Genomic DNA, 20,674 nt, shown 5'->3' on the forward strand with positions numbered 1-20,674 from the left:
TAAATGAATGCGGAGTTGAAAAATATTAAAATATATAGTCCTGTTTGTTTGGACAACTCTTTTTTTGTATGTATACGATATGATTCTGCCGAAAAATTTTTTATACATCTTGATAGGAATACCTGTTTTATTAGTAAGTTCATTTTTTCTTTTGAAAATTTTTAATGAGAATCGAGCAAACGATTGAGTTTTAAATATCGACATTTGAAATTCAAAGGATAAGAATGTAATTTAATTACGGTTCTATATCAATTGTTTTGGCGATCATTATTGGACGAAAAGAAGCCGGACGTAAAACTCCTGCCTTCTTGACCACAAGGCGACTACAAAAATTTAATGACATTCGAGCTATTAAGGACGATACAAAGTGGCTACGGCTAACGATCACAAGCGCAATTATTGTGTCAGTGATCGGAGGAGTCGTAGCTATTATTTTTGCTGCATTGAAGTAAGTGTTCAGTGACGGAAAAAATCGTGCGGTAGACAAGTAACTAATTTGTTGAATTGCTATGCTTCTGCTGTTTCTCTTGTCCTAGGTCTTGAATAAACTAATGTTGGAGCAATGACAATTAGAAAGGAGAAATGTTCAAATGGAAGCTATTCTATCAATTGAGTTCACTGCATATGTGGCATTAGCCGTTTTGCTGTACGCAATCCGTCAAGCAACCAATCTTTCGAATCGCTACATTCCGATTGTCGCGGTTGTACTTGGCGTTGCTTTCTCTATTTTTGAAGCCAGCGCTTTCTCATTTGAGGTTTTAGTAAACGGATTAAAATATGCCTTGTATGGGATCGGATCCGTCGCTGCAATCAAATATGCTCTTGAAAAGACAACGGAGAAATAATGGCAGACATAAATCCGGGGCGGCTGGTTGGAAAAGTATAAAGTGTTTCCTTTCTTGACAGCTGCATAAGCGTACTTGAATCAGCTCGAGGAACAAGCGGTTTGGCCGGAAATGGTAACAACCAGATGGTTCGTTTTTCGGGCAACACCATCACAATGCCAACCAAAGAATATGAAGGGTTGTTGTCAATGCGAAGTTAAAAAGTACGAAATCTGGGCAGGAAGCGTCGAACATCTAGACGCTTTTTTGTTGATAATAAACGTTGCAAAGCTGAACTTGGTGAAAAAGATTATGTTTAAACCGTAAAGAAGTTAACGCTGCCGGCTATGTATGCGCCTGAGCGGACGAGTTGACCCAAAAATGCTTGAGAAATATATTGTTCATATAATTTTTGGATTTAACGATCAATTCTTGTATAAATTTACATCTGGTGTATAATCAATTTGAGATTCAAAGGCAATCACCATATTACAAAATCAATAGATGAAAATGTTCCAAAGAAAGAAGAGATCGAGAAAAAGCTGGTGGAATATTGTCTATGATACAGAAGCGGCAGTAAAAAGCATTCTGGAAAAAACACGGATTTAAACAAAATTGAATTGTCGATCTGCAAACAAACGTTATGTTTTAAAAATAATGAAATTTGTCGTCGACCTCCAATCGTGCAAAAAAACTGGGGGATCGACGACTCTTTCAAATCTCCATTGAGCCTGCACAAATTAAAGGATTGATAAAATATAACTCCTTCGTTAAAATGAAAATAACCAATCAACCATTTAAAACGAAATGCTTATCTACCAACAATTTTTGGGATTTTTATCTTAACTAAGAGGAATTGAAACATGATCACATCAAGCGCACAACGCGTGAAATCGATGCATTTTTATCTTAACTAAGAGGAATTGAAACAAAACTGGATCGATAAATTAACGATTTCAGGAATCGATTTTTATCTTAACTAAGAGGAATTGAAACTTCGATCTCTTTCCTATTCATCCCGATCATCTCCTTGATTTTTATCTTAACTATGAGGAATTGAAACCGTGTTTCTTCGTTCGTTAAGGCTACCTTTTCCCCGCCGGTTTTTATCTTAACTATGAGGAATTGAAACGACACAGGTGCGTTTTTCACCAACCGAGTGATTTCGTTTTTATCTTAACTATAAGGAATTGAAACTGCTCCGACTGTCTAAACTTCCCGCGCCGGAGATCCCGTTTTTATCTTAACTAAAAGGAACTTAAATAAGGCACTTTGTTTTGAAAATGCATAGTTCCAGCGTGTTTTTTATTTTTAACTGAGAAAAATATTAAACAAAAAAGCACGGCCAATATCAATACGGTCGTGCTTAATCTATTTTTATGGTCGGAGGAACGTATTGTAGATCCGGACTTCAATGCGTGAGCAATGCCTTTGTTGAATAAACATTTGTTTTGGCCACTCCTTGTGCGAGATAAATCAGTTTGAAGACCTTTGCCGATTCGACTTCTTTTTTTCGAATTTTGTTGCGAAATTTGGGAACTACACAATGCTGCAAATAGGTTTTTGGATAAACGGTTTATTGGTCTCTTCTATACTGGAAAGTAAATTGTGTGACCTAAAAACACTTAATCTTAATTGGCTAATCTAGTTAACTTAAAAAAAGAAGAGTGCGAGTACTCCCTAGTTTTTATTGCTCCTCACGAAATTCCCTTTCAATCTATTGACCCAAAACTGGTATGTCAACACTAAACTAGACAATTTTTTTGAGGTGTTTCTCTTTGTACTTCACCGGGCTTAAATACTCAAGTGTTCCATGGATTCTAATATGATTAAACCAATGAACATAATCATCTAATTCTAGTTTCAATTGGTCTAAATTTTCGAAATATCTACCCTTAACAAATTCTGTTTTGATAATTTTAAAGGTTGCTTCAGCTACTGCGTTGTCATAGGGACAACCCTTCATGTTTAACGACCGATTAATCTGAAAAGTATCTAGAGCTTCATCAGTTGTCTTGTTCTTGAATTCATTGCCTCTGTCTGTGTGGAATAATTGAATTTGCCGTAAATCTGCTTTCACGGTCGATAAAGCTTGGTAGACTAGCTGGGCATCTTTGTTTGGGCCTGCACTATGACCAATAATTTCTCGATTATAAAGATCGACAAATAAACAGATGTAATGCCAGCTTTTTTCTACTCTAACGTATGTTAGGTCACTAACCACAACTGTTAATTCTTTTTGTTGATCAAATTCTCGTTTTAACACATTTTCAACTTTTGATTCATTGCATTTATCTACATGAGGTTTAAACTGGGCAATCGTATAATTTGATACTAGCCCGTTTTCTTTCATGATTCTGCCAATTCTTCGTCTTGAGGCAATCATACCAAGCTTCTCTAATTCATGTTTGATTTTACTTCACGAGTTGAGTCATCATCCGAGGCACCGAACAACATAAACCATTTTTTGCATAAAGGTGTGTGGGACGAAAACCGACTCCTTCAAGCCGCACAACAATCCGGTTGTAAGCAGATTGACCGATTAGCGAAACAAACGAATGAGCCGGTTTTCCTGATGATTGATGATACGATTTGCCAAAAGACAAAGCCCTCGTTACAGGCTAAGTCTCCTATTGAAGGGTGTGATCATCATTTTTCACACACCGAAGGCAAATTCGTATGGGGGCATCAGGTAGTCTGGATGATGATTCGTTGTGCTTATCGTGCGTTCCCTTATGCCTTTGCACGGTACGATAAGACATCAGGAATTAGTAAAATCGCTCTCGCACGCCAAATGATCCAATCGCTCCATGGGTGGAACCATCGTGTCTATGTTCTGTTAGATTCTTAGTATACATCGAAATCGCTCATTGAAGTGTGCCTAACGAAAGAAGGCCCATGTCATCGCAGTACTGAAAACCAACCAAATCATGTATTCAAAAGGAATTCGTCCATCCGCCAAAGAATTTGCCCTTTACATCAATGTTTCCGATACCCACCGTGACCGTGGGAGGGGAAACGTATCGAGTGTATCGCTACGAAGGGGCATTGAACGACATTCCAAATGCGGTGGTATTGTTTTGTTGGAAAACCGATCAACCGATGACATGCGAGCATTTGCGTTGTTTTTTAAGTACAGACACAAAAACTGAGCGATCAGGCTATTCTTGAATACTATGCGAAACGCTGGTCGATCGAAAGCTACGTTCAGCAAACGAAAGAAACATTAGATTTCGATCGATATCGAATCCATCATGAGTAAGGCATCAGCGATATTGGACCATCGTGCAATTTACGTATATCTATTGCATGACAGAACATTCAAGTGATTTTTCAACCGGTCTTGCGAGTATGAGGTCGAGAAAGATTCATGATCTCATTAGAGTTTATTTATTACGAAGTCCAACAAGGAGTGCCGCTGATTTCAATAAAAACTAGTTACGAGTGGCATAAGGATACCTTCGTTTACTTTTTGAAGATAGCAATATAATAAATATACTGTAATTTATTAATTTAAATAAAATTACAAAAAAATATTGACTCCTTAGATGAACTTAAATTATAATTTAGACACAAAAGTGCCGTTATTTGGATGATGATAAGTAGTAATTCTATTTTACACTTTTGGTAAAGCGCTTAACTAAATTTGTTATTCAAAATTGGATAAAATAAAAAATATTGATTTTTCAAATAATTTAAATTATAATTTATGCAAGATAATTAGCGTTCTTTCAACTATGGTGGATTGTAATTCTACTTTGCACTTTTAGTAAAGCGCTTAACTTAATTTATTAAATGTAGATGGTTTAGATGTAAAGGAGCTGTTAATACTTAAGGCACAATGCAGAGAGGATGCGATAAATGTATGGGAATTGTTTAATTCTTCAATCAGGAGGTCCTACTGCCGTTATTAATAATTCAATGGTCGGTATTATCGATGAAATCTTGAGTTCTTCGTTTACCGGCAAAATATATGGTGCTATAGGCGGGATTCATGGACTGCTGAATGAGTCGTTTATTACACTAAATAACTTGTCTATTCAAGATCGTTACCGGCTTCGATGTACGCCGGGGGCTGCATTAGGTACGTGGCGTTACAAATTAACTCCTGATGATTTTGAAAATATTATTAAAATTTTTAAAAGAAATAATATTAGATATTTCTTTTGTATCGGTGGTAACGGTTCGATGAATGTGGCGAAAATAATGAATGAATTCGCAAAAGCAGCTGGATTCGAAATGGTTGTTATTGGGATTCCGAATTCGATAGATAATGATTTACTAGGGACTGATCATTCTCCGGGATATGGTAGTGCAGCTAAGTTTCTAGTCACTTCAGTTCTTGATGTGAAAATGGACATGGCCAGCTATCCAGAAAGTCGCAGGGTAACGATTATCGAAACGATGGGAAGACATACTGGCTGGCTTGCTGGTGCCTGTGCTTTGGCTGAAGTGTCTACTGATAACGACCAGCTCCTCATTTATATTCCAGAAGTTCCGTTTCATTTGAGTGATTGTTTAAGTAGAATCTCTAAGGCTTGTGATGAAAAAAGAAATACAGTATTAGTAGTAGCAGAGGGCCTACGTAATGAAGATGGTCAATTGATACAACAAGATATAGAATATGATATTTTAGGAAGACCAAAACTCGGCGGTATTTCTTCTTTTTTGAAAGAGAAGATCGAAGAACATATAGGTATTGACACACGTTCTATCGCTTTAAGCATTTGGCAACGGAGCAGTATTGCTCTTGCTTCGAAGGCAGATGTAGATGAAGCGTACAAAATAGGAAAAGAAGCTTGGTTATATGCCGTTGAAGGATATACAGGAGTCATGATTGGCATTAAACGAAATATGAATACAGACAACTACCAGGTATCTTATGAAGCAGTTCCGCTTGAAGAAACAGCAGGGAAAGAGCGATTTGTACCACAAGAATGGTATGATTCTCAAAAACATACAATGACCGAAAAGTTTAAAGAATATGTACATCCGGTCATTCAAGGGGAGATGCTCATTCCGATAGAAAATGGTCTACCAGCTTATAAGCGAATTATTTAGGCGGCAAAAGGTAAGCGCTTTACATTTAGTTTTAATAACTAATTATAAAAAAGTTTCTCGAAGTATATAAAAGGAGTTGGGGAAATTTGAAAGAAAAAGTTCGTTGTGCCGTCATCGGTGTAGGCAGGCTGGGGTTTGTTCATGCGAAAAATGCTGCGACCTGCATCCGAGGAGCAGAAGTTGTCACAATTGTTGCTTCTAGGAAAGAAAGGGCAGAAAAAGTTGCACGTGAGTTAGGTGTTCAATGCTGGACGAACGATCCCCAAGAAGTATTCGATAATCCACTGATTGATGCTGTAATCATTGTAAGTCCAACGAAGACTCATGCTGAATTAATTATTCAAGCAGCACGGAGCAAAAAGCACATTTTTGTAGATAAGCCGTTAACAGAAACTTTGGAAGAAGCTGATGAGGTGATTAAAGCGATTGCTGAAAATAACGTCTATTGTCAAGTAGGGTTCATGAGACGATTTGATCCTTGTTATGCAGAAGCGAAAAGAAGAATTGTCCGAGGGGATATAGGAGAGCCTATTTATTTTAAAGGGGTGAGTCGAGATCCTGGTTCCCCCCCTGAAGATTATATTAAAACAAGTGGTGGTATTTTTCTTGATTTGTGTATTCACGAATATGATATTGCTCGTTTTTTGCTTGGAGATGAAGTGAAATCCGTTCAATCATTCGGTCGAGTACTTGTTCATCCATTTATGGAAAAATACAATGATGTTGATCAAGCCATGACATTTATAACCTTTAAGAAAGGGGCGGCAGCTAATGTGGAAGGAAGCCGAAATTCTACATTTGGCTACGATGTTAGAGGGGAGGTCGTTGGCACAGAAGGAGTGATTCAAATTGGGTCGATACAACATCACCATAATATTATTATGACCAAGAACAAGAGTTATCATGATAATATTCCAGATTTTCAGACTAAATTTCAAGGTGCCTTTTTACTAGAACTTGAGCATTTTATTGATTGCGTCCGAAATGATGTTAAGCCATCTGTAGATGAAATAGATGGGAAAATAGCGTTGGAAATTGCGGTAGCTGCGACTGAATCGTTTAAAAAGAAGGAAATTGTATATCTGTAAAAATTTTTATAGAAAATAATTTGTAAAGGAGAGGGAAAAATGGAAACGATCCGTTTGACTATGGCACAAGCGCTTTTGAAGTTTTTAGACAATCAGTATGTTGAGTTTGACGGAAAAGAAATTAAATTTGTGAAAGGCGTATTCGGTATTTTTGGCCACGGTAATGTGACGGGACTCGGAGAAGCGCTTGAAAGACAGCCGGGGGATCTAGTATATTTGCAAGGAAAAAATGAACAAGGTATGGTGCACGCGGCAACTGCTTATGCAAAGCAAAAAAACCGACTACAAATTTTTGCTTGCACATCGTCGATTGGACCTGGAGCGTTAAATATGGTGACGGCAGCTGCAACTGCAACGGTCAATAGAATTCCTGTACTCTTGCTTCCAGGAGATATTTTTGCTAGCCGACAGCCTGATCCAGTTCTACAGCAAATAGAAGATCCGACTGATTATACGGTATCAGCAAACGATGCTTTTAAGCCGGTTAGTAAATATTGGGATCGTATTTCCCGGCCAGAACAACTAATGACTGCTGCATTAAACGCTATGCGTGTACTGACCGATCCTGAGGAAACAGGCGCTGTGACATTGGCGTTGCCGCAGGACGTTCAAGCAGAAGCTTATGACTATCCAGTAGACTTTTTTAAGAAAAGAGTGCATCATATCGAACGAAAAATTCCTTCAAAAGCAGCAGTACAGCGTGCGGTTAAGCTCATTTCTGAAAAGAAAAAGCCTATTATTATTGCTGGTGGGGGCGTACATTATTCATTGGCTACAGAAGTGCTGGCTTCTTTTAGTGAAACGTTCAATATACCGGTGGGAGAGACACAAGCAGGAAAAAGCGCGCTTTCATGGAAGCATCCAATGAATATGGGCAGTATCGGCGCCACAGGGTCGCTGGCTTCTAATATCTTGGCTAAAGAAGCAGATTTGGTTATTTGTTTAGGAACAAGATTAACCGATTTTTCGACATCATCTAAAACAGCATTCCAGAACCCAGAAGTGGAGTTTCTGAATATTAACGTAAGCACATTTGATGCCATGAAGATGGATGCACACATGTTAGTGGCTGATGCTAAAGTCGCGCTTGAACTGCTAACAGAAGAGTTAAAGAAAATTAATTATCGAAGCAGCCATGATACAGCCAAATTACAAGAGTTGAAAGAAAAGTGGAATCAGGAAGTAGATAGACTTTATGAGGATGAACGCGAGAATGGCTTGTCACAAACTCAAGTTCTCGGCGAAATTAACCGGTTCATTGATGAAAGCGATATCATTGTATGTGCTGCGGGAAGTATGCCTGGAGATTTACACCGTTTATGGAGAAGCACTCAACCAAAAACATATCATATGGAGTATGGTTTCTCGTGTATGGGATATGAAGTGGCTGGTGCGCTAGGAATTAAAATAGCGGAACCAGATAAAGAAGTCTATGCCCTTGTTGGTGACGGAAGCTATTTAATGTTGCATTCGGAATTAGTCACAAGCTTACAAGAAAAGAAGAAAATTAACATTATATTGGTCGATAATAATGGATACCAATGCATTCACAACTTACAAGTCGCACATGGAAGCGACGGATTTGGAAATGAATTTCGCTATCGCTCTGAAGAAGAAAACGTTTTATCAGGAGATTATTTACAAATCGACTATGCCGCAAACGCTAGAAGCTTAGGGGCCAAAGGGTATACTGCCCGTACGATTGATGAATTAAAAGAGGCGCTTGAGAAGGCAAGAAAAGAAACGGTATCCACATTGATCGATGTTAAAGTTTTACCTGGCACGTCTACAACGGGATATGAATCATGGTGGAGACTTGGGGTTGCCGAAGTGTCCAATAGCGAAAAAGTGCAAGAGGCTTATGAAAATATGCAAGCAAAATTAGAGCAAGCAAGAAAATATTAAGCACCTAAAAATATCTGTTTGTCCCTGAAACTGTTGATGTTGAGGAAGGGTTTTATATCACCAAAGATACAGTGCTCCATGAATACCGATTCCCTTCCTCCTCAAAATTTTAATATTTAATATATGTCAGGAGGAGAAATAAAATGTCAAAGCTTCTAGTAACACCAAAAACACAAGCGACTCAAGACGGTAATGCAATTACAATCACACCTGAATCAGCAGGTTGGAAATATGTTGGCTTTGAAGTTTATCATTTGAAAAAGGGACAGATGTTTGAAAAAGAGACAGGGAGAAACGAAATGGCTGTTGTCATTCTCTCTGGACTTGCAAACGCTGAAACCAAATCTAAACATTGGGATAACATTGGAAAAAGAATGAGTGTATTTGAAAAAATACCTGCATATACCGTATATGTTCCTCATGATGATCAGATAAAGATCGAGGCGCTCACCGAACTCGAAATCGCCGTCTGTCTCTCTCCTGGTGGCGGAGACTATGAAGCCCGGCTGATTAAGCCGGAAGACGTCGAAGTCGTAACGCGTGGTTACGGTAACATGGAGAGAGAGATACACAATATTTTGCCAGAAAACAAGCCTGCACATAGTCTATTTGTGATTGAAGTTTTCACACCACAAGGGAATTGGTCAAGCTATCCGCCTCATAAGCATGATCAAGACAATATGCCTCATGAAACATATTTAGAAGAAACATATTATTATAAAATCAATCCTGCAGATCGCGGATTTGCCCTTCATCGCGTATATACAGATGATCGTTCACTCGATGAAACAATTGTTGTTCGAGATGGGCAAGTTGTACTCGTTCCAAAAGGCTATCATCCTGTTTCAGCGCCACCTGGATATGAATTGTATTACTTAAATGTAATGGCTGGTCCAATTAGAAAATGGTGTTTTACAAATGATAAAGATCATGAATGGTTAATGAAATAAAACATGGTATGTTGAGTTGTAAGTAAAAATTTCAAATAGATAGGGAGGGATGCATAATATGAATCTTCCTTTTCATCTCGGGATTCACCCAATCAACTGGGTGGGCGAAGATGTACTTGAGCATGGAGATTTTTATACGTATGAACAGGTTATGGAGGAAATATCATCACTTGGTTTTGAAGGGACAGAAATGAGTCGTAAGTTTCCTAAAAATGTAAATGAGCTTAGAACAGCATTGGAACATTATGACCTTCAGCTAACAACACAGTGGAAATCCGTCTTTTTTTCTGATCCAAACCAGCATGAAAGTGAATTAAAGGCGTATCGCAAACATGTTGAGTTTCTCAAGCAATTCGGCTGTAAAGTTGTGAGTACAGCGGAGATCGGAGGATCTATGCTTAACCAGGATCCGCGTCGTGGACAGGATGAAACATATGTTGAGTGGTTGGATGATGATGGGTGGAAATACATGATTGAGGGATTGAATAAAGCGGGTGAAATTTGCCGTGAGAATGGGATGTATTTAGTTTATCATCACCATGCCGGTACAGTAGTAGAAAGACCTGAAGAAATCGAGCGTCTAATGGAAATGAGCGATCCCGAAACAGTGTTTCTTCTCTATGATACAGGGCATGCCTATTACGGAGGAAATGATCCTGTTCAGCTATTGGAAAAATATTACGATCGGATTAAATATATCCACTTAAAAGATGTGAGACAAGATGTTTTGGATAAAGCAAGAGAAGAAAAATACAGCATTAGAAAATGTATTAGAAGCGGTCTTTTTACAGTTCCCGGAGACGGTTGTCTTGATTTTGTGCCAATTATTAAAATTTTACTAGAACGAGGTTATAGCGATTGGGTTTTAATAGAAGGGGAACAAGATCCTTTACAATATAATCCATATGAATATGCAAAAAAATCAAAAAGTTATATAGAAGATATTATTAGAAATTTAAAGAGATAGATAATATTATTTCGGTTTGTCGACAAAGCGGATATTAGTGAGAAATAGTTGAGAAACATGATTTAACGACCTGATGTATTCAAAGAACTAGATAGAGGGATCTAACGAAAGCTTTGAATGCATCTATGGAAGAGTGGGAGTGTTCCAAGGACAGAATCTGGGAACTACAAAGTTTAGGAATGCTCAAACAGACGGTACGGAATATGATATGAATGGGAAACACTCGAAATAAATTGTTGTAATTTTTATAATAATATCTATTTTCATAAAAATAAAAAAAATACTTTGACCCTTGAAGTTCTTTAGCTAAAATTAGAATAAATTACATTGGGTAAGCGCTTTACCTATTGGATAAAAAATAAATATAAGCTTTATTGTTATTGTTGGATTAACAGAGTTTTGTCATCCTAAATTATAAATAATGATGCCTTTTAATTAAGTGCTTATCCGAAAACAGTATCGAGAGGATGGGGTAATCATGGAAAAAACAATACGTTGTGCAGTATTAGGATTGGGGAGACTTGGATATAAGCATGCTGAAAATCTTGCTTCAAAAGTGAAAGGTGCCGAACTTGTAAGCGTTGTCGATCCGCTAGAAGGAAGAGCTGAGCAAGTCGCTAAAGAGTTGGGGGTAAGGAAGTGGTCTTGTAATCCCGATGGGGTGTTCGAAGACGACAATATTGATGCAGTGGTGATTGTCACTCCAACTAGCACTCATGCGGATATGATTAAGCGTGCTGCAAGAAATGGGAAGCATATCTTTGTGGAAAAGCCAATTACTCAGGAGTTAGCTGAAGCAGATGAAGTGATTCAAATTATTAATGAGCATAAAGTTATTTGCCAAGTGGGCTTTATGAGGAGATTCGACCCAGCATATGCTGAAGCCAAAAGAAGGATTGAGGCCGGGGATATTGGAGAACCTATTTACTTTAAAGGGGTAAGCAGAGATGGAAACGTCCCTCCTGAAGAATTTATAAAACATAGTGGAGGCATTTTTCTCGACGTTGCTATTCATGATTACGATATAGCGCGTTATTTAATGAATCAAGAAGTGAGTTCTGTTACATCAACAGGGAGCATTCTATTAGATTCAAACAAATTTATGGAAAAATATAATGACGTGGATCAAGCACTATCTTACTTGACTTTTGATTCAGGGGCTACTGGAGATATTGAAACAATGAGAATCGCTCCTTATGCATATGATATTCGCGGAGAAGTAGTTGGGACAGAAGGCGCGATCCAAATTGGTTCCATGAGGCTCAATGATGTGAAATTGTTTACGAAAAAAGGAAGTTATCACGATTTAGTTCAGGATTTTCCGACACGATTTGAAGATGCATATTGGTTAGAAATGATTCATTTTATTGAGTGCTTGCAAAAAGGTGAAAAACCAGTATGTACCGAAATTGATGGAAAATTAGCTTTGGAAATCGCTGTAGCAGCAACACGATCATTTAAAACTGGAAAAACGGTTTATTTAAAAAAAATAGCCATATGAAAGAGGGGGGCTTTTTAAGATAAAACAAAATTGTTAAAATATGGTAAAATTTTACCAAAAAAGGGTGATTTAAAATGAATGTAAAACTAGGCGTATGCCATTGGTCTTGCCCAATAGATGGGCCGTATGCTTTGAAGATGGCATCAGAACTAGGTTTGGAAGGAATTCAGTTAGATATCGGAAGTTATGAGCGCGGATTTCCTTTGTCTAGACCATCGATCCAAAAAGCGTATGTAGAATATGCCAAAAAATATAATATTACTATTACATCTTTGGCAGTTAGAGAGTTAGATAGACACGGGATGACTAGGAAAGACGGCACTATGGAAAAGGAAATTGCAGTAGAGGCAATTTTGAAAGCCATTTCAGCTGCAGAGGCTATGAATATTCCAATTGTTATGCTTCCTAGTTTTGAAGATGGGGAAATTAAAACGGATCGGGATTTTCAAAGGGTTGTAAACTGTTTAAAAATGGCATGTGAGGAAGCCGAGAAGAAAAATATAATAATCGCAACTGAAAATCTGCTGTCTATAGAGGAAACAAAGCAACTTTTCAATTTAGTTAATAAACCGAACCTTAGATTATACTTCGATACCCAAAATTATCACTTAAGAAGAAATTATAATGTGGCAAGTATGGTAGAAGAGCTTTTTCCTTATATTTGTGAAATCCACGTGAAAGATGGTAGAGATGGACATATGAGCGGTGCCCTTTTGGGTGAAGGAGATTCTGGTTTTTTTGAAACGATGGAAGTATTAAGAGATAAAAATTATAGTGGGTGGATTCTGCTAGAAAATTACTATGATCTAAGACCTTTATCTTTAGAAGGAGATGATCCAATAGAGTTATTAAGGAGAGATATTTCTATTTTAAAGACACAAGTTTTGTATTCAAATGGATAAATCAAATTACAACCTTATAAAGGGAAATGGGGGAAGAGGCTTATGAAAAAAAAGATGATAAATCTATCAGTTATGTTGCTGGTTATTGCTGTTCTTTTAATTGGATGTGTCCAGCAAGAGAGTACTCAAGGAGGGAAAACAAGTAATGATAATAAAATAGTGGTTGGATTTTCACTCGGAACAATTAAGGAAGAAAGATGGCAGCGGGAAATTGAAATGGCAAAGAAATTCGCAAAAGAACATAATTTTGAACTAGTAGTTCAGTCTGCAGAGGAAGATGCATCTAAGCAGGTTAAGCAAGTGGAAAATATGGTTACACAAGGAATTGATGTTTTGATTATATCTGCGCAGGATTCAGAATCGGCTGGAGCTGTCGTAGATATAGCACATAGAGCGGGGGTTCCAGTGATTGCATATGACCGACTGGTTCGAAACGGTGATTTAGATTACTATGTTACATTTGATACGGTAAAAGTAGGAGAGTTGCAAGCTCAAGGGCTTGTACAAAAGTATCCGAAAGGGAATTATATTTGGCTTTTAGGTGGGCCGGAGGATTTTAATGCGTATCTACTTAAAGAAGGGCAAGAGAAGGTATTAAAACCTCTAATTCAGAAAGGGGATATTAAGATCGTTACACAACAGTGGTGTAAAGGGTGGAGTCCTGAAGAAGCATTAAAACATACCGAAAATGGGCTTACTGCAGCAAATAACAATGTAGTAGCAGTTCTTGCTTCAAACGATAATACAGCTGGAGGAGCAGTACAAGCATTAGAAGCTCAAGGATTAGCTGGAAAGGTCGGAGTTTCAGGACAAGACGCTGATTTAGCAGCAGTTCAAAGAATTGTAGAAGGTAAACAAACGATGACAATTTACAAACCAATAAAAGTTTTGAATCGAAAAGCTATGGAATTGGCATATGCTTTGGCTAAAGGAGAGAAGGAAAAAGTGAATAGCATGGTAAACGGTAAAGTTAACAATGGAACTAAGGATGTACCTAGTGTAGTAGTTGATGTTGTCAACGTTACGAAAGAAAATGTAGTTGATACGGTAATCAAGGATGGATTCCATAAAATTGAAGATGTTTATAAAAACATCCCGAAGAATGAGTGGCCAAAACAATAATGATATGAAAAGGGGTATCTATCTGGTAGATATCCCCTTTGTCCAAAAACAAACGTGATGGAAAGAAGGTGGGATCATGGGATTGTATATATTAGAGTTAAAGAATATTTGCAAAAAATTTCCTGGAGTAAAAGCATTAGATAATATCAATCTTAGAGTTAAATTTGGAGAAATACATGCACTGTGTGGAGAGAATGGAGCTGGGAAATCAACACTAATAAAGATTCTCAGCGGCGTTTATCCATATGGAACGTATGAGGGAAAAATTTATCTTGATGGAAAAGAGGTACAATTTCGTAATATCCGTGACGCGGAAAATAACGGAATCGTCTGTATTCATCAAGAACTTGCACTAGTAGGTGAATTAACTGTTCAAGAGAATATTTTTTTAGGAAACGAGCCGAATATTGCAGGTGTTATTAAAGAGGACGAAATGTATATTAAAACTAAAAATCTTTTAAATGAGCTTGGATTAGATATTGATCCCAGAGAATTAGTAAAAAATCTTGGTATAGGGCAACAGCAGTTAGTAGAGATTGCTAAGGCGCTATCCAAGAATGCGAAAATTCTTATACTTGATGAGCCTACTTCAGCATTGACTGAAAAAGAAAGCAATACTTTGTTAAATATCCTTTGTCGTTTGAAAGCAAAAGGAGTTACATCTATTTATATTTCCCATAAGCTTGATGAAGTCCTAAGTATCGCTGATACTGTTTCCGCTATACGAGATGGGCAATACATTGGTTCAAAGGATATTAATGAAATTACCAAGAGTGAACTTATTTATATGATGGTGGGGAGGAAGCTCGATAAACTATATCCACGTAAAAAGAGGGAGAGAAAGGATTGTAGTTTTGAAGTAAAGAACTTGACTGTTTACGATCCTGAAATTCAATCAAGAAAAGTTATTGATAATATTAGTTTTAGGGCTTATAAGGGAGAAATATTGGGTATAGCCGGTTTAATGGGAGCAGGCAGGACAGAGATGGTTTCCGCAATTTTTGGAGTTTTCCCTGGAAAAAGGGAAGGAGAGTTTTATATAGATGAAAAAAAAATAAATATTCGCCAACCAATAGATGCCATCCAAAATGGAATCGCTCTTGTTCCGGAAGATAGAAAAGGAACCGGACTTGTTTTAAATATGACTGTCAAAGAAAATATTTCAATGGCTAGTTTAAGAAATTTTTTCAATTTTATTATTAAAGAAGATGAGGAAAATTCGTACACTCTTCGTTATGTTCGTGATTTAAATATAAAAACATCTAATATTGAAGAAGCTGTAAATAACCTTAGTGGTGGAAATCAGCAAAAAGTTGTACTGGGAAAGTGGCTATTAACAAAACCAAAAGTCCTTATTTTAGATGAGCCTACTCGTGGAATTGATATTGGTGCTAAATTTGAAATATATGAACTTATTAATCAGCTAGTGGATGAGGGTGTTACAGTAATTATAATTTCTTCTGAGCTTGAAGAAGTTCTGGGGATTAGTGATCGAGTTTTAGTTATTTATGAAGGTAAATTGAGGGCTGATCTCCCTATTCAAGAAGCAACCCAAGAAAAAATAATGTATTATGCTACAGGAGGGGTCTAAAAGTATGGAAGGAAAACTCAATAAAAGTTTAGAGCTCAATGAAGTGAACAACAATAAAAAGAATTTTAATCCAAAAAACTTTTTTTCTACTAATGTAAGAGCATATGCCATGATCATTGGTCTAATACTTATATGGGCCATGTTTGCTATATTAACTGACGGGATATTTCTTTCAGCACGCAATATATCTAATTTAACTATGCAAATGGCTGTTGTTGCTATTTTAGGAGCAGGAATGGTCTTGGTCATTGTGACTGGCCACATAGATTTGTCTGTGGGTTCACTAGTAGGTTTAATAGGAGGAATTGCTGCAGCATTAATGGTTTGGAAGGGGTGGGGCACTGGACTAACTATTATTACTGTCCTCTTAATCGGGTTGGCAATAGGAGCTATTCAAGGTTTTATAACTGCCTATTTAAATGTACCTGCCTTTATTGTTACGTTAGGTGGAATGATGGTTCTTAAAGGAATATTATTAGGGATTACAAAGGGAGTCACTATTGCTCCTATGAGAGAAAGTTATAAAGTTTTTGGTCAGGCTTATATTACAAACGTAACCTTATTTAGCTTTGCTGGACTAGTGATTTTATCTATGTTCTTCCTAGCTTATCGCAAAAGAAAAAGTGGAATTAAATATAATCTAAAACAGGAACCAAGCTCTTATTATGTTAAACCTTTGGTTTATAGTCTTTTGATTTTAGGCTTTGTTTACATTATGGTTGCCTATAAAGGCATGCCCGTACCTGTTTTCATTATGTTGATTTTAGTAATTGTATTGACTTTCTTAGCGGATAAAACAACATTCGGAAGAAGTGTATATGCAATAGGCGGGAACTTACAAGCTGCTATTTTTTCGGGTATCTCAGTAAAGAAAATTGTTTTGATTGTTTTTGCTTTAAATGGACTAATGGCTGCTATTGCGGGAATCATTTTGTCTGCGAGGTTAAACGCTGGTTCTCCTGCAGCGGGAACAATGATGGAATTAGATGCCATTGCAGCGGCTGTTATTGGTGGAACAAGTTTAATGGGGGGGAAAGGAAAAGTATATGGTGCAATTTTAGGTGCTTTAATCATGGCAAGCTTAGATAACGGAATGAGCCTGCTTGATATGGATGCTTTTTGGCAATATATTGTGAAGGGCTCAATTTTGATTTTTGCAGTATGGTTTGATATATACAGTAAAAAGAAAGCATAGGATTTTGTATTAAATTATCGTGTTGTAAAACGCATAATGGATGCATAAATGCACATATAAAAAACACCGCTTTGGAAATCATATACAGCGACCAAAAGATAAACACCCAAGGGGTGGATGCTATCATGATTTCCAATTCTATGATCGAATATGCACTAACTGGAGAAATGGATCCTATTTTAGATGTATTATTTCGATACATCGATCAACTTTCTTTGGAACCTCTTATGTGACATGAAGATCACCCTTGCCCATTACTGATCAAAATTTGGGAAGTGGTTATTCAGCTTTCGAAGCATCATCGAACGGGTCTTTAATCAACCGGATAGTAATAGTCTGGAACCATCACGATCGTATGGATTTAATTGATATTTGTTGCATATGTAACTTTGTATACTTATGCATAAATTTTAGTTTTCACTTTAATTTTACAACACCATCTTAAATATTAAAGTGAAAAAGTACAATAAAAAGCTTTAAAAAGTCAAGGATTTGTATTATAATAAGAAATTAAGGAAAGCGCTTAACCAAGGGTAGGTGAAATTATTTGAAAAAGTTAACAATTGGAATTATTGGAGCTGGAAGAATTGGACGTCTACATGCTGAAAATATTATTCATATACCACAAGTGAGAATTAAAACAATCTCTGATCTTTTTGTCGATAGTGTAAAAGATTGGGCATGTCAAATTGGTGTTGAAAATGTGGCAACGAATTATGAAGATATTTTAAATGATGATGAAATTGATGCTATTTTTATTTGTTCACCGACTGATACACATGTACCGATTATTCGAAGAGCTGCAGAAGTGGGTAAACACATTTTTTGTGAAAAGCCAATCAGCTTTTCGATTCAGGAAACGAAAGCTGCTCTAGAAGCTGTGGAAAAAGCAGGCGTAAAGCTACAGGTCGGCTTTAACCGTCGTTTTGATCGTAATTTTGTAAAAATTCAAGAAGTAGTAAAAAACGGGCTTATCGGAGAAGTGCATATTGTAAAAATCACATCCCGCGATCCTGAACCTCCTCCAATAGAGTATATTAAAAGTTCAGGAGGTTTGTTCTTTGATATGTCAATCCACGATTTCGATATGGCTCGTTATGTGACGGGAAGTGAAGTGACAGAAGTATATGTTCAAGGAGCTAATTTAATTGATCCAGCTATCGGTGATGCGGAAGATATTGATACTGCTGTGATTACTTTGAAGTTTGCAAACGGGGCAATCGGAGTGATTGATAACAGTCGTAAGGCTGTATATGGATATGATCAGCGTGTTGAGGTGTTTGGATCGAAAGGTAGCATTATGGCGGAAAATGACCATCTGACCAACGTCGAGATAAGCACAGAGGAAGGGGTATATAAAGATAAGTTAAAGTACTTTTTCTTGGAGCGTTATAAAGAGGCCTATATTCGGGAAACATATGCATTTATTGACTCTATTTTACACAATAAACCACTCTGTTGTACCGGAAATGACGGTTTACAAGCAGAATTAATTGCTAGAGCTGCACAGGAGTCTCTAAAAACAGGTAAGCCCGTAAAAATAGAATATATAAAAATTTAAAAAGATGGCATAGACTTACTGCTTTATCTTATTTTTTTCAGGTATAAGGTAAAGCGCTTAACCTATTTATTAAAAGCAAGTTTAAGGAGGAATATAAAGTGAATCAAACACTTTCTAAAGAAAACTTGGCTTATTTGAAGGAAAAGTCAATTGAAGCACGACGCCTTATCATTGAAACAGTATTCCATGCAGGTGCTGGTCACATTGGAGGGCCATTGTCAGCGGTTGATGTCTTGGTTAATCTGTATTTTAATGAAATGAACATTGATCCACAAAATCCGAAAGCAGAAGATCGTGATCGTTTTGTTCTATCAAAAGGACATGCAGCAGTTGGACTTTATACTGTGTTAGCAATGAGAGGATACTTTCCGATAGAAGAATTAAAAACATTTGATGCTCTTAATTCTCGATTGCAGGCACACCCTGATATGAATGCTTTACCAGGTATTGATATGTCAACTGGTTCTCTTGGTCAAGGAATTTCAGCAGCAGTTGGAATGGCACTTGGAGCGAAACTTCAGAAGAAAGACTTCGTTACTTACTGTATGATTGGTGATGGAGAATCACAGGAAGGTCAAGTATGGGAAGCCGCAGATGTGGCATCTAAATACAAACTGGACAATCTTGTATGTATTCTTGACTATAACAAATTGCAGCAGTTTGGCTGGAATGCTGAAGGAGGAGGGAGAGAAATACCTGTGTTTGAACCTGAAAAGCGCTGGGAAGCTTTCGGATGGCATGTGATTAGTATTGATGGGCATGACCATGTACAAATTAGCAAAGCTTTTAAGGAAGCTCGTAAAATAAATGACAAACCAACCATTATTATCTCAAATACAATAAAAGGAAAAGGTGTATCCTTTATGGAAAATCAGTATTTATGGCATTCACGTGTTCTGACAGGTAAAGAATTTAACGATGCAATTCAAGAAATAGAAATGGGGTTTAAGAAATGAAAAGAGTATTATCTACAGAAAAAGTTTCAATGAGAGATGTGTTCGGTGAAATATTGTTACAATTGTCAATAGAAGATGAAACTGTTTACGTCCTTGATGGGGATTTGGCTAACTCTACGAAAGTAGATACAGTGGCTATGAAAAATCCAAAAAAATTTTTACAGATGGGTATTGCTGAACAAAATATGATGAGCGTTGCAGCAGGGCTTGCAACAACGGGATTACAGCCATGGGCTACTACATTTGCAGCGTTTCTTTCTAAACGGGCAATTGATCAAATTCAAGTTCAGATTGCTCAACCAAGTTTAAATGTCAAAATGGTTGGTGCCTACAGTGGTCTATTGACAGGATTGACAGGGAAAACACATCAGGCATTGGAAGACATTGCCATTTTTCGCTCACTTGCAAATATGGTTGTGCTCGCGCCAGCAGATAGTGTGGAAGTAAAGAAGATGATGGAGTTTGCCCACAAATACAAAGGTCCTGTATACATGCGTCTTGCACGTGATCCTTATCCAGTTATTTTCTCACAGGATTACAATTTTGAACTTGGAAAGGCAGTTACATTAAAAGAAGGAAAAGATATTACAATTATTTCAACAGGTACACAAACGAGTCGTTCGCTTGAGGCAGCTGAAAAGCTGGAGGAAGAAGGGATTTCAGTGGCTGTCATCCATATGCCAACAATTAAGCCACTTGATAAAAAAGCAATTATTAGAGCAGCGGAGACTACAGGAGTGATAGTAACAGCTGAAGAACATAGCATTTACGGTGGTCTTGGAAGTGCTGTAGCGGAAGTGCTTGTTGAAGAAAAGCCAGTTCCAATGCTTCGTGTAGGGGTAAAAGATCGGAACGCTGAGTCAGCTCCAAACGAAGAATTATTAGAGAAATACGAAATTTCTGTTAAATATGTTGCTGAAGCTGTAAAAAAAGCACTGAAGAGAAAGTAAATATATAAGTTGAATTTTTGTTTTACAACTAATCCATTCAGCAGTCACGTTATATTTTGGTCTATAAACAATGCGGTTGTAGATGATATGGGAAGGGTGTG

14 protein-coding genes and 1 pseudogene are annotated in these 20,674 nt (G+C 37.2%); 14 read left to right on the forward strand and 1 reads right to left on the reverse strand.

The window, feature by feature from the left end:
• Positions 1–590: 590 nt before the first annotated feature.
• Positions 591–845 (forward strand): hypothetical protein, encoded by a 255-nt coding sequence (locus NSQ61_RS05270; protein WP_063388730.1) that lies wholly within the window; start codon positions 591–593, stop codon positions 843–845.
• Positions 846–2,574: 1,729 nt separating this feature from the next.
• Here the strand turns inward: NSQ61_RS05270 and NSQ61_RS05275 are convergent.
• Positions 2,575–3,240: pseudogene (locus NSQ61_RS05275) on the reverse strand (IS3 family transposase); the annotation flags it as partial.
• 1,445 nt (positions 3,241–4,685) lie between these two features.
• Between NSQ61_RS05275 and NSQ61_RS05280 the strand changes: the two are divergent.
• From NSQ61_RS05280 to NSQ61_RS05340, 13 genes are all read left to right on the forward strand, one after another.
• Complete coding sequence (locus NSQ61_RS05280; RefSeq protein ID WP_340806197.1) at positions 4,686–5,885, forward strand: diphosphate--fructose-6-phosphate 1-phosphotransferase; 1,200 nt, start codon at positions 4,686–4,688, stop codon at positions 5,883–5,885.
• An 86-nt stretch (positions 5,886–5,971) separates the two neighbouring features.
• Complete coding sequence (locus tag NSQ61_RS05285) at positions 5,972–6,973, forward strand: Gfo/Idh/MocA family oxidoreductase (RefSeq protein WP_144598082.1); 1,002 nt, start codon at positions 5,972–5,974, stop codon at positions 6,971–6,973.
• Between the two features lie 39 nt (positions 6,974–7,012).
• On the forward strand, positions 7,013–8,878 hold the full coding sequence (gene iolD, locus NSQ61_RS05290; RefSeq protein ID WP_144598083.1) for a 3D-(3,5/4)-trihydroxycyclohexane-1,2-dione acylhydrolase (decyclizing): 1,866 nt from the start codon (positions 7,013–7,015) through the stop codon (positions 8,876–8,878).
• 143 nt (positions 8,879–9,021) lie between these two features.
• Positions 9,022–9,828: a 5-deoxy-glucuronate isomerase gene (gene iolB, locus NSQ61_RS05295; RefSeq protein ID WP_340806199.1), complete on the forward strand. Its 807-nt coding sequence runs from the start codon at positions 9,022–9,024 to the stop codon at positions 9,826–9,828.
• 58 nt (positions 9,829–9,886) lie between these two features.
• Positions 9,887–10,795 carry a myo-inosose-2 dehydratase gene (gene iolE, locus NSQ61_RS05300; protein WP_144598085.1) on the forward strand — a complete coding sequence of 303 codons (909 nt, stop codon included), beginning with the start codon at positions 9,887–9,889 and terminating at the stop codon, positions 10,793–10,795.
• 478 nt (positions 10,796–11,273) lie between these two features.
• Entirely contained in the window at positions 11,274–12,296 is a 1,023-nt protein-coding gene (locus NSQ61_RS05305; protein ID WP_144598086.1) for a Gfo/Idh/MocA family oxidoreductase, read from the forward strand.
• Between the two features lie 74 nt (positions 12,297–12,370).
• A complete protein-coding gene (locus NSQ61_RS05310) occupies positions 12,371–13,198 on the forward strand; it encodes a sugar phosphate isomerase/epimerase family protein (protein ID WP_144598087.1) in 828 nt (275 codons plus the stop codon).
• A gap of 42 nt (positions 13,199–13,240) precedes the next feature.
• Positions 13,241–14,320: a sugar ABC transporter substrate-binding protein gene (locus tag NSQ61_RS05315; protein ID WP_144598088.1), complete on the forward strand. Its 1,080-nt coding sequence runs from the start codon at positions 13,241–13,243 to the stop codon at positions 14,318–14,320.
• A gap of 76 nt (positions 14,321–14,396) precedes the next feature.
• The gene (locus NSQ61_RS05320) at positions 14,397–15,911 is read left to right on the forward strand and encodes a xylose ABC transporter ATP-binding protein (protein WP_144598089.1); all 1,515 of its coding nucleotides are present in this window, start codon (positions 14,397–14,399) and stop codon (positions 15,909–15,911) included.
• Positions 15,912–15,915: 4 nt separating this feature from the next.
• Positions 15,916–17,106 carry a sugar ABC transporter permease gene (locus NSQ61_RS05325; RefSeq protein ID WP_144598090.1) on the forward strand — a complete coding sequence of 397 codons (1,191 nt, stop codon included), beginning with the start codon at positions 15,916–15,918 and terminating at the stop codon, positions 17,104–17,106.
• 547 nt (positions 17,107–17,653) lie between these two features.
• Complete coding sequence (gene iolG / locus NSQ61_RS05330) at positions 17,654–18,667, forward strand: inositol 2-dehydrogenase (RefSeq protein ID WP_340806205.1); 1,014 nt, start codon at positions 17,654–17,656, stop codon at positions 18,665–18,667.
• A 98-nt stretch (positions 18,668–18,765) separates the two neighbouring features.
• Positions 18,766–19,623, forward strand: coding sequence for a transketolase (locus tag NSQ61_RS05335; protein WP_144598092.1), 858 nt, complete (start codon positions 18,766–18,768; stop codon positions 19,621–19,623).
• Positions 19,620–20,573, forward strand: a complete 954-nt coding sequence (locus NSQ61_RS05340; protein WP_144598093.1) for a transketolase family protein — start codon at positions 19,620–19,622, stop codon at positions 20,571–20,573. Before NSQ61_RS05335 ends, NSQ61_RS05340 begins: the two co-directional genes overlap by 4 nt.
• Positions 20,574–20,674: the final 101 nt, after the last annotated feature.

Source organism: Aeribacillus sp. FSL K6-1121, from assembly GCF_038003725.1.
In the GTDB taxonomy this organism is placed as follows: Bacteria; Bacillota; Bacilli; order Bacillales; family Aeribacillaceae; genus Aeribacillus; species Aeribacillus composti.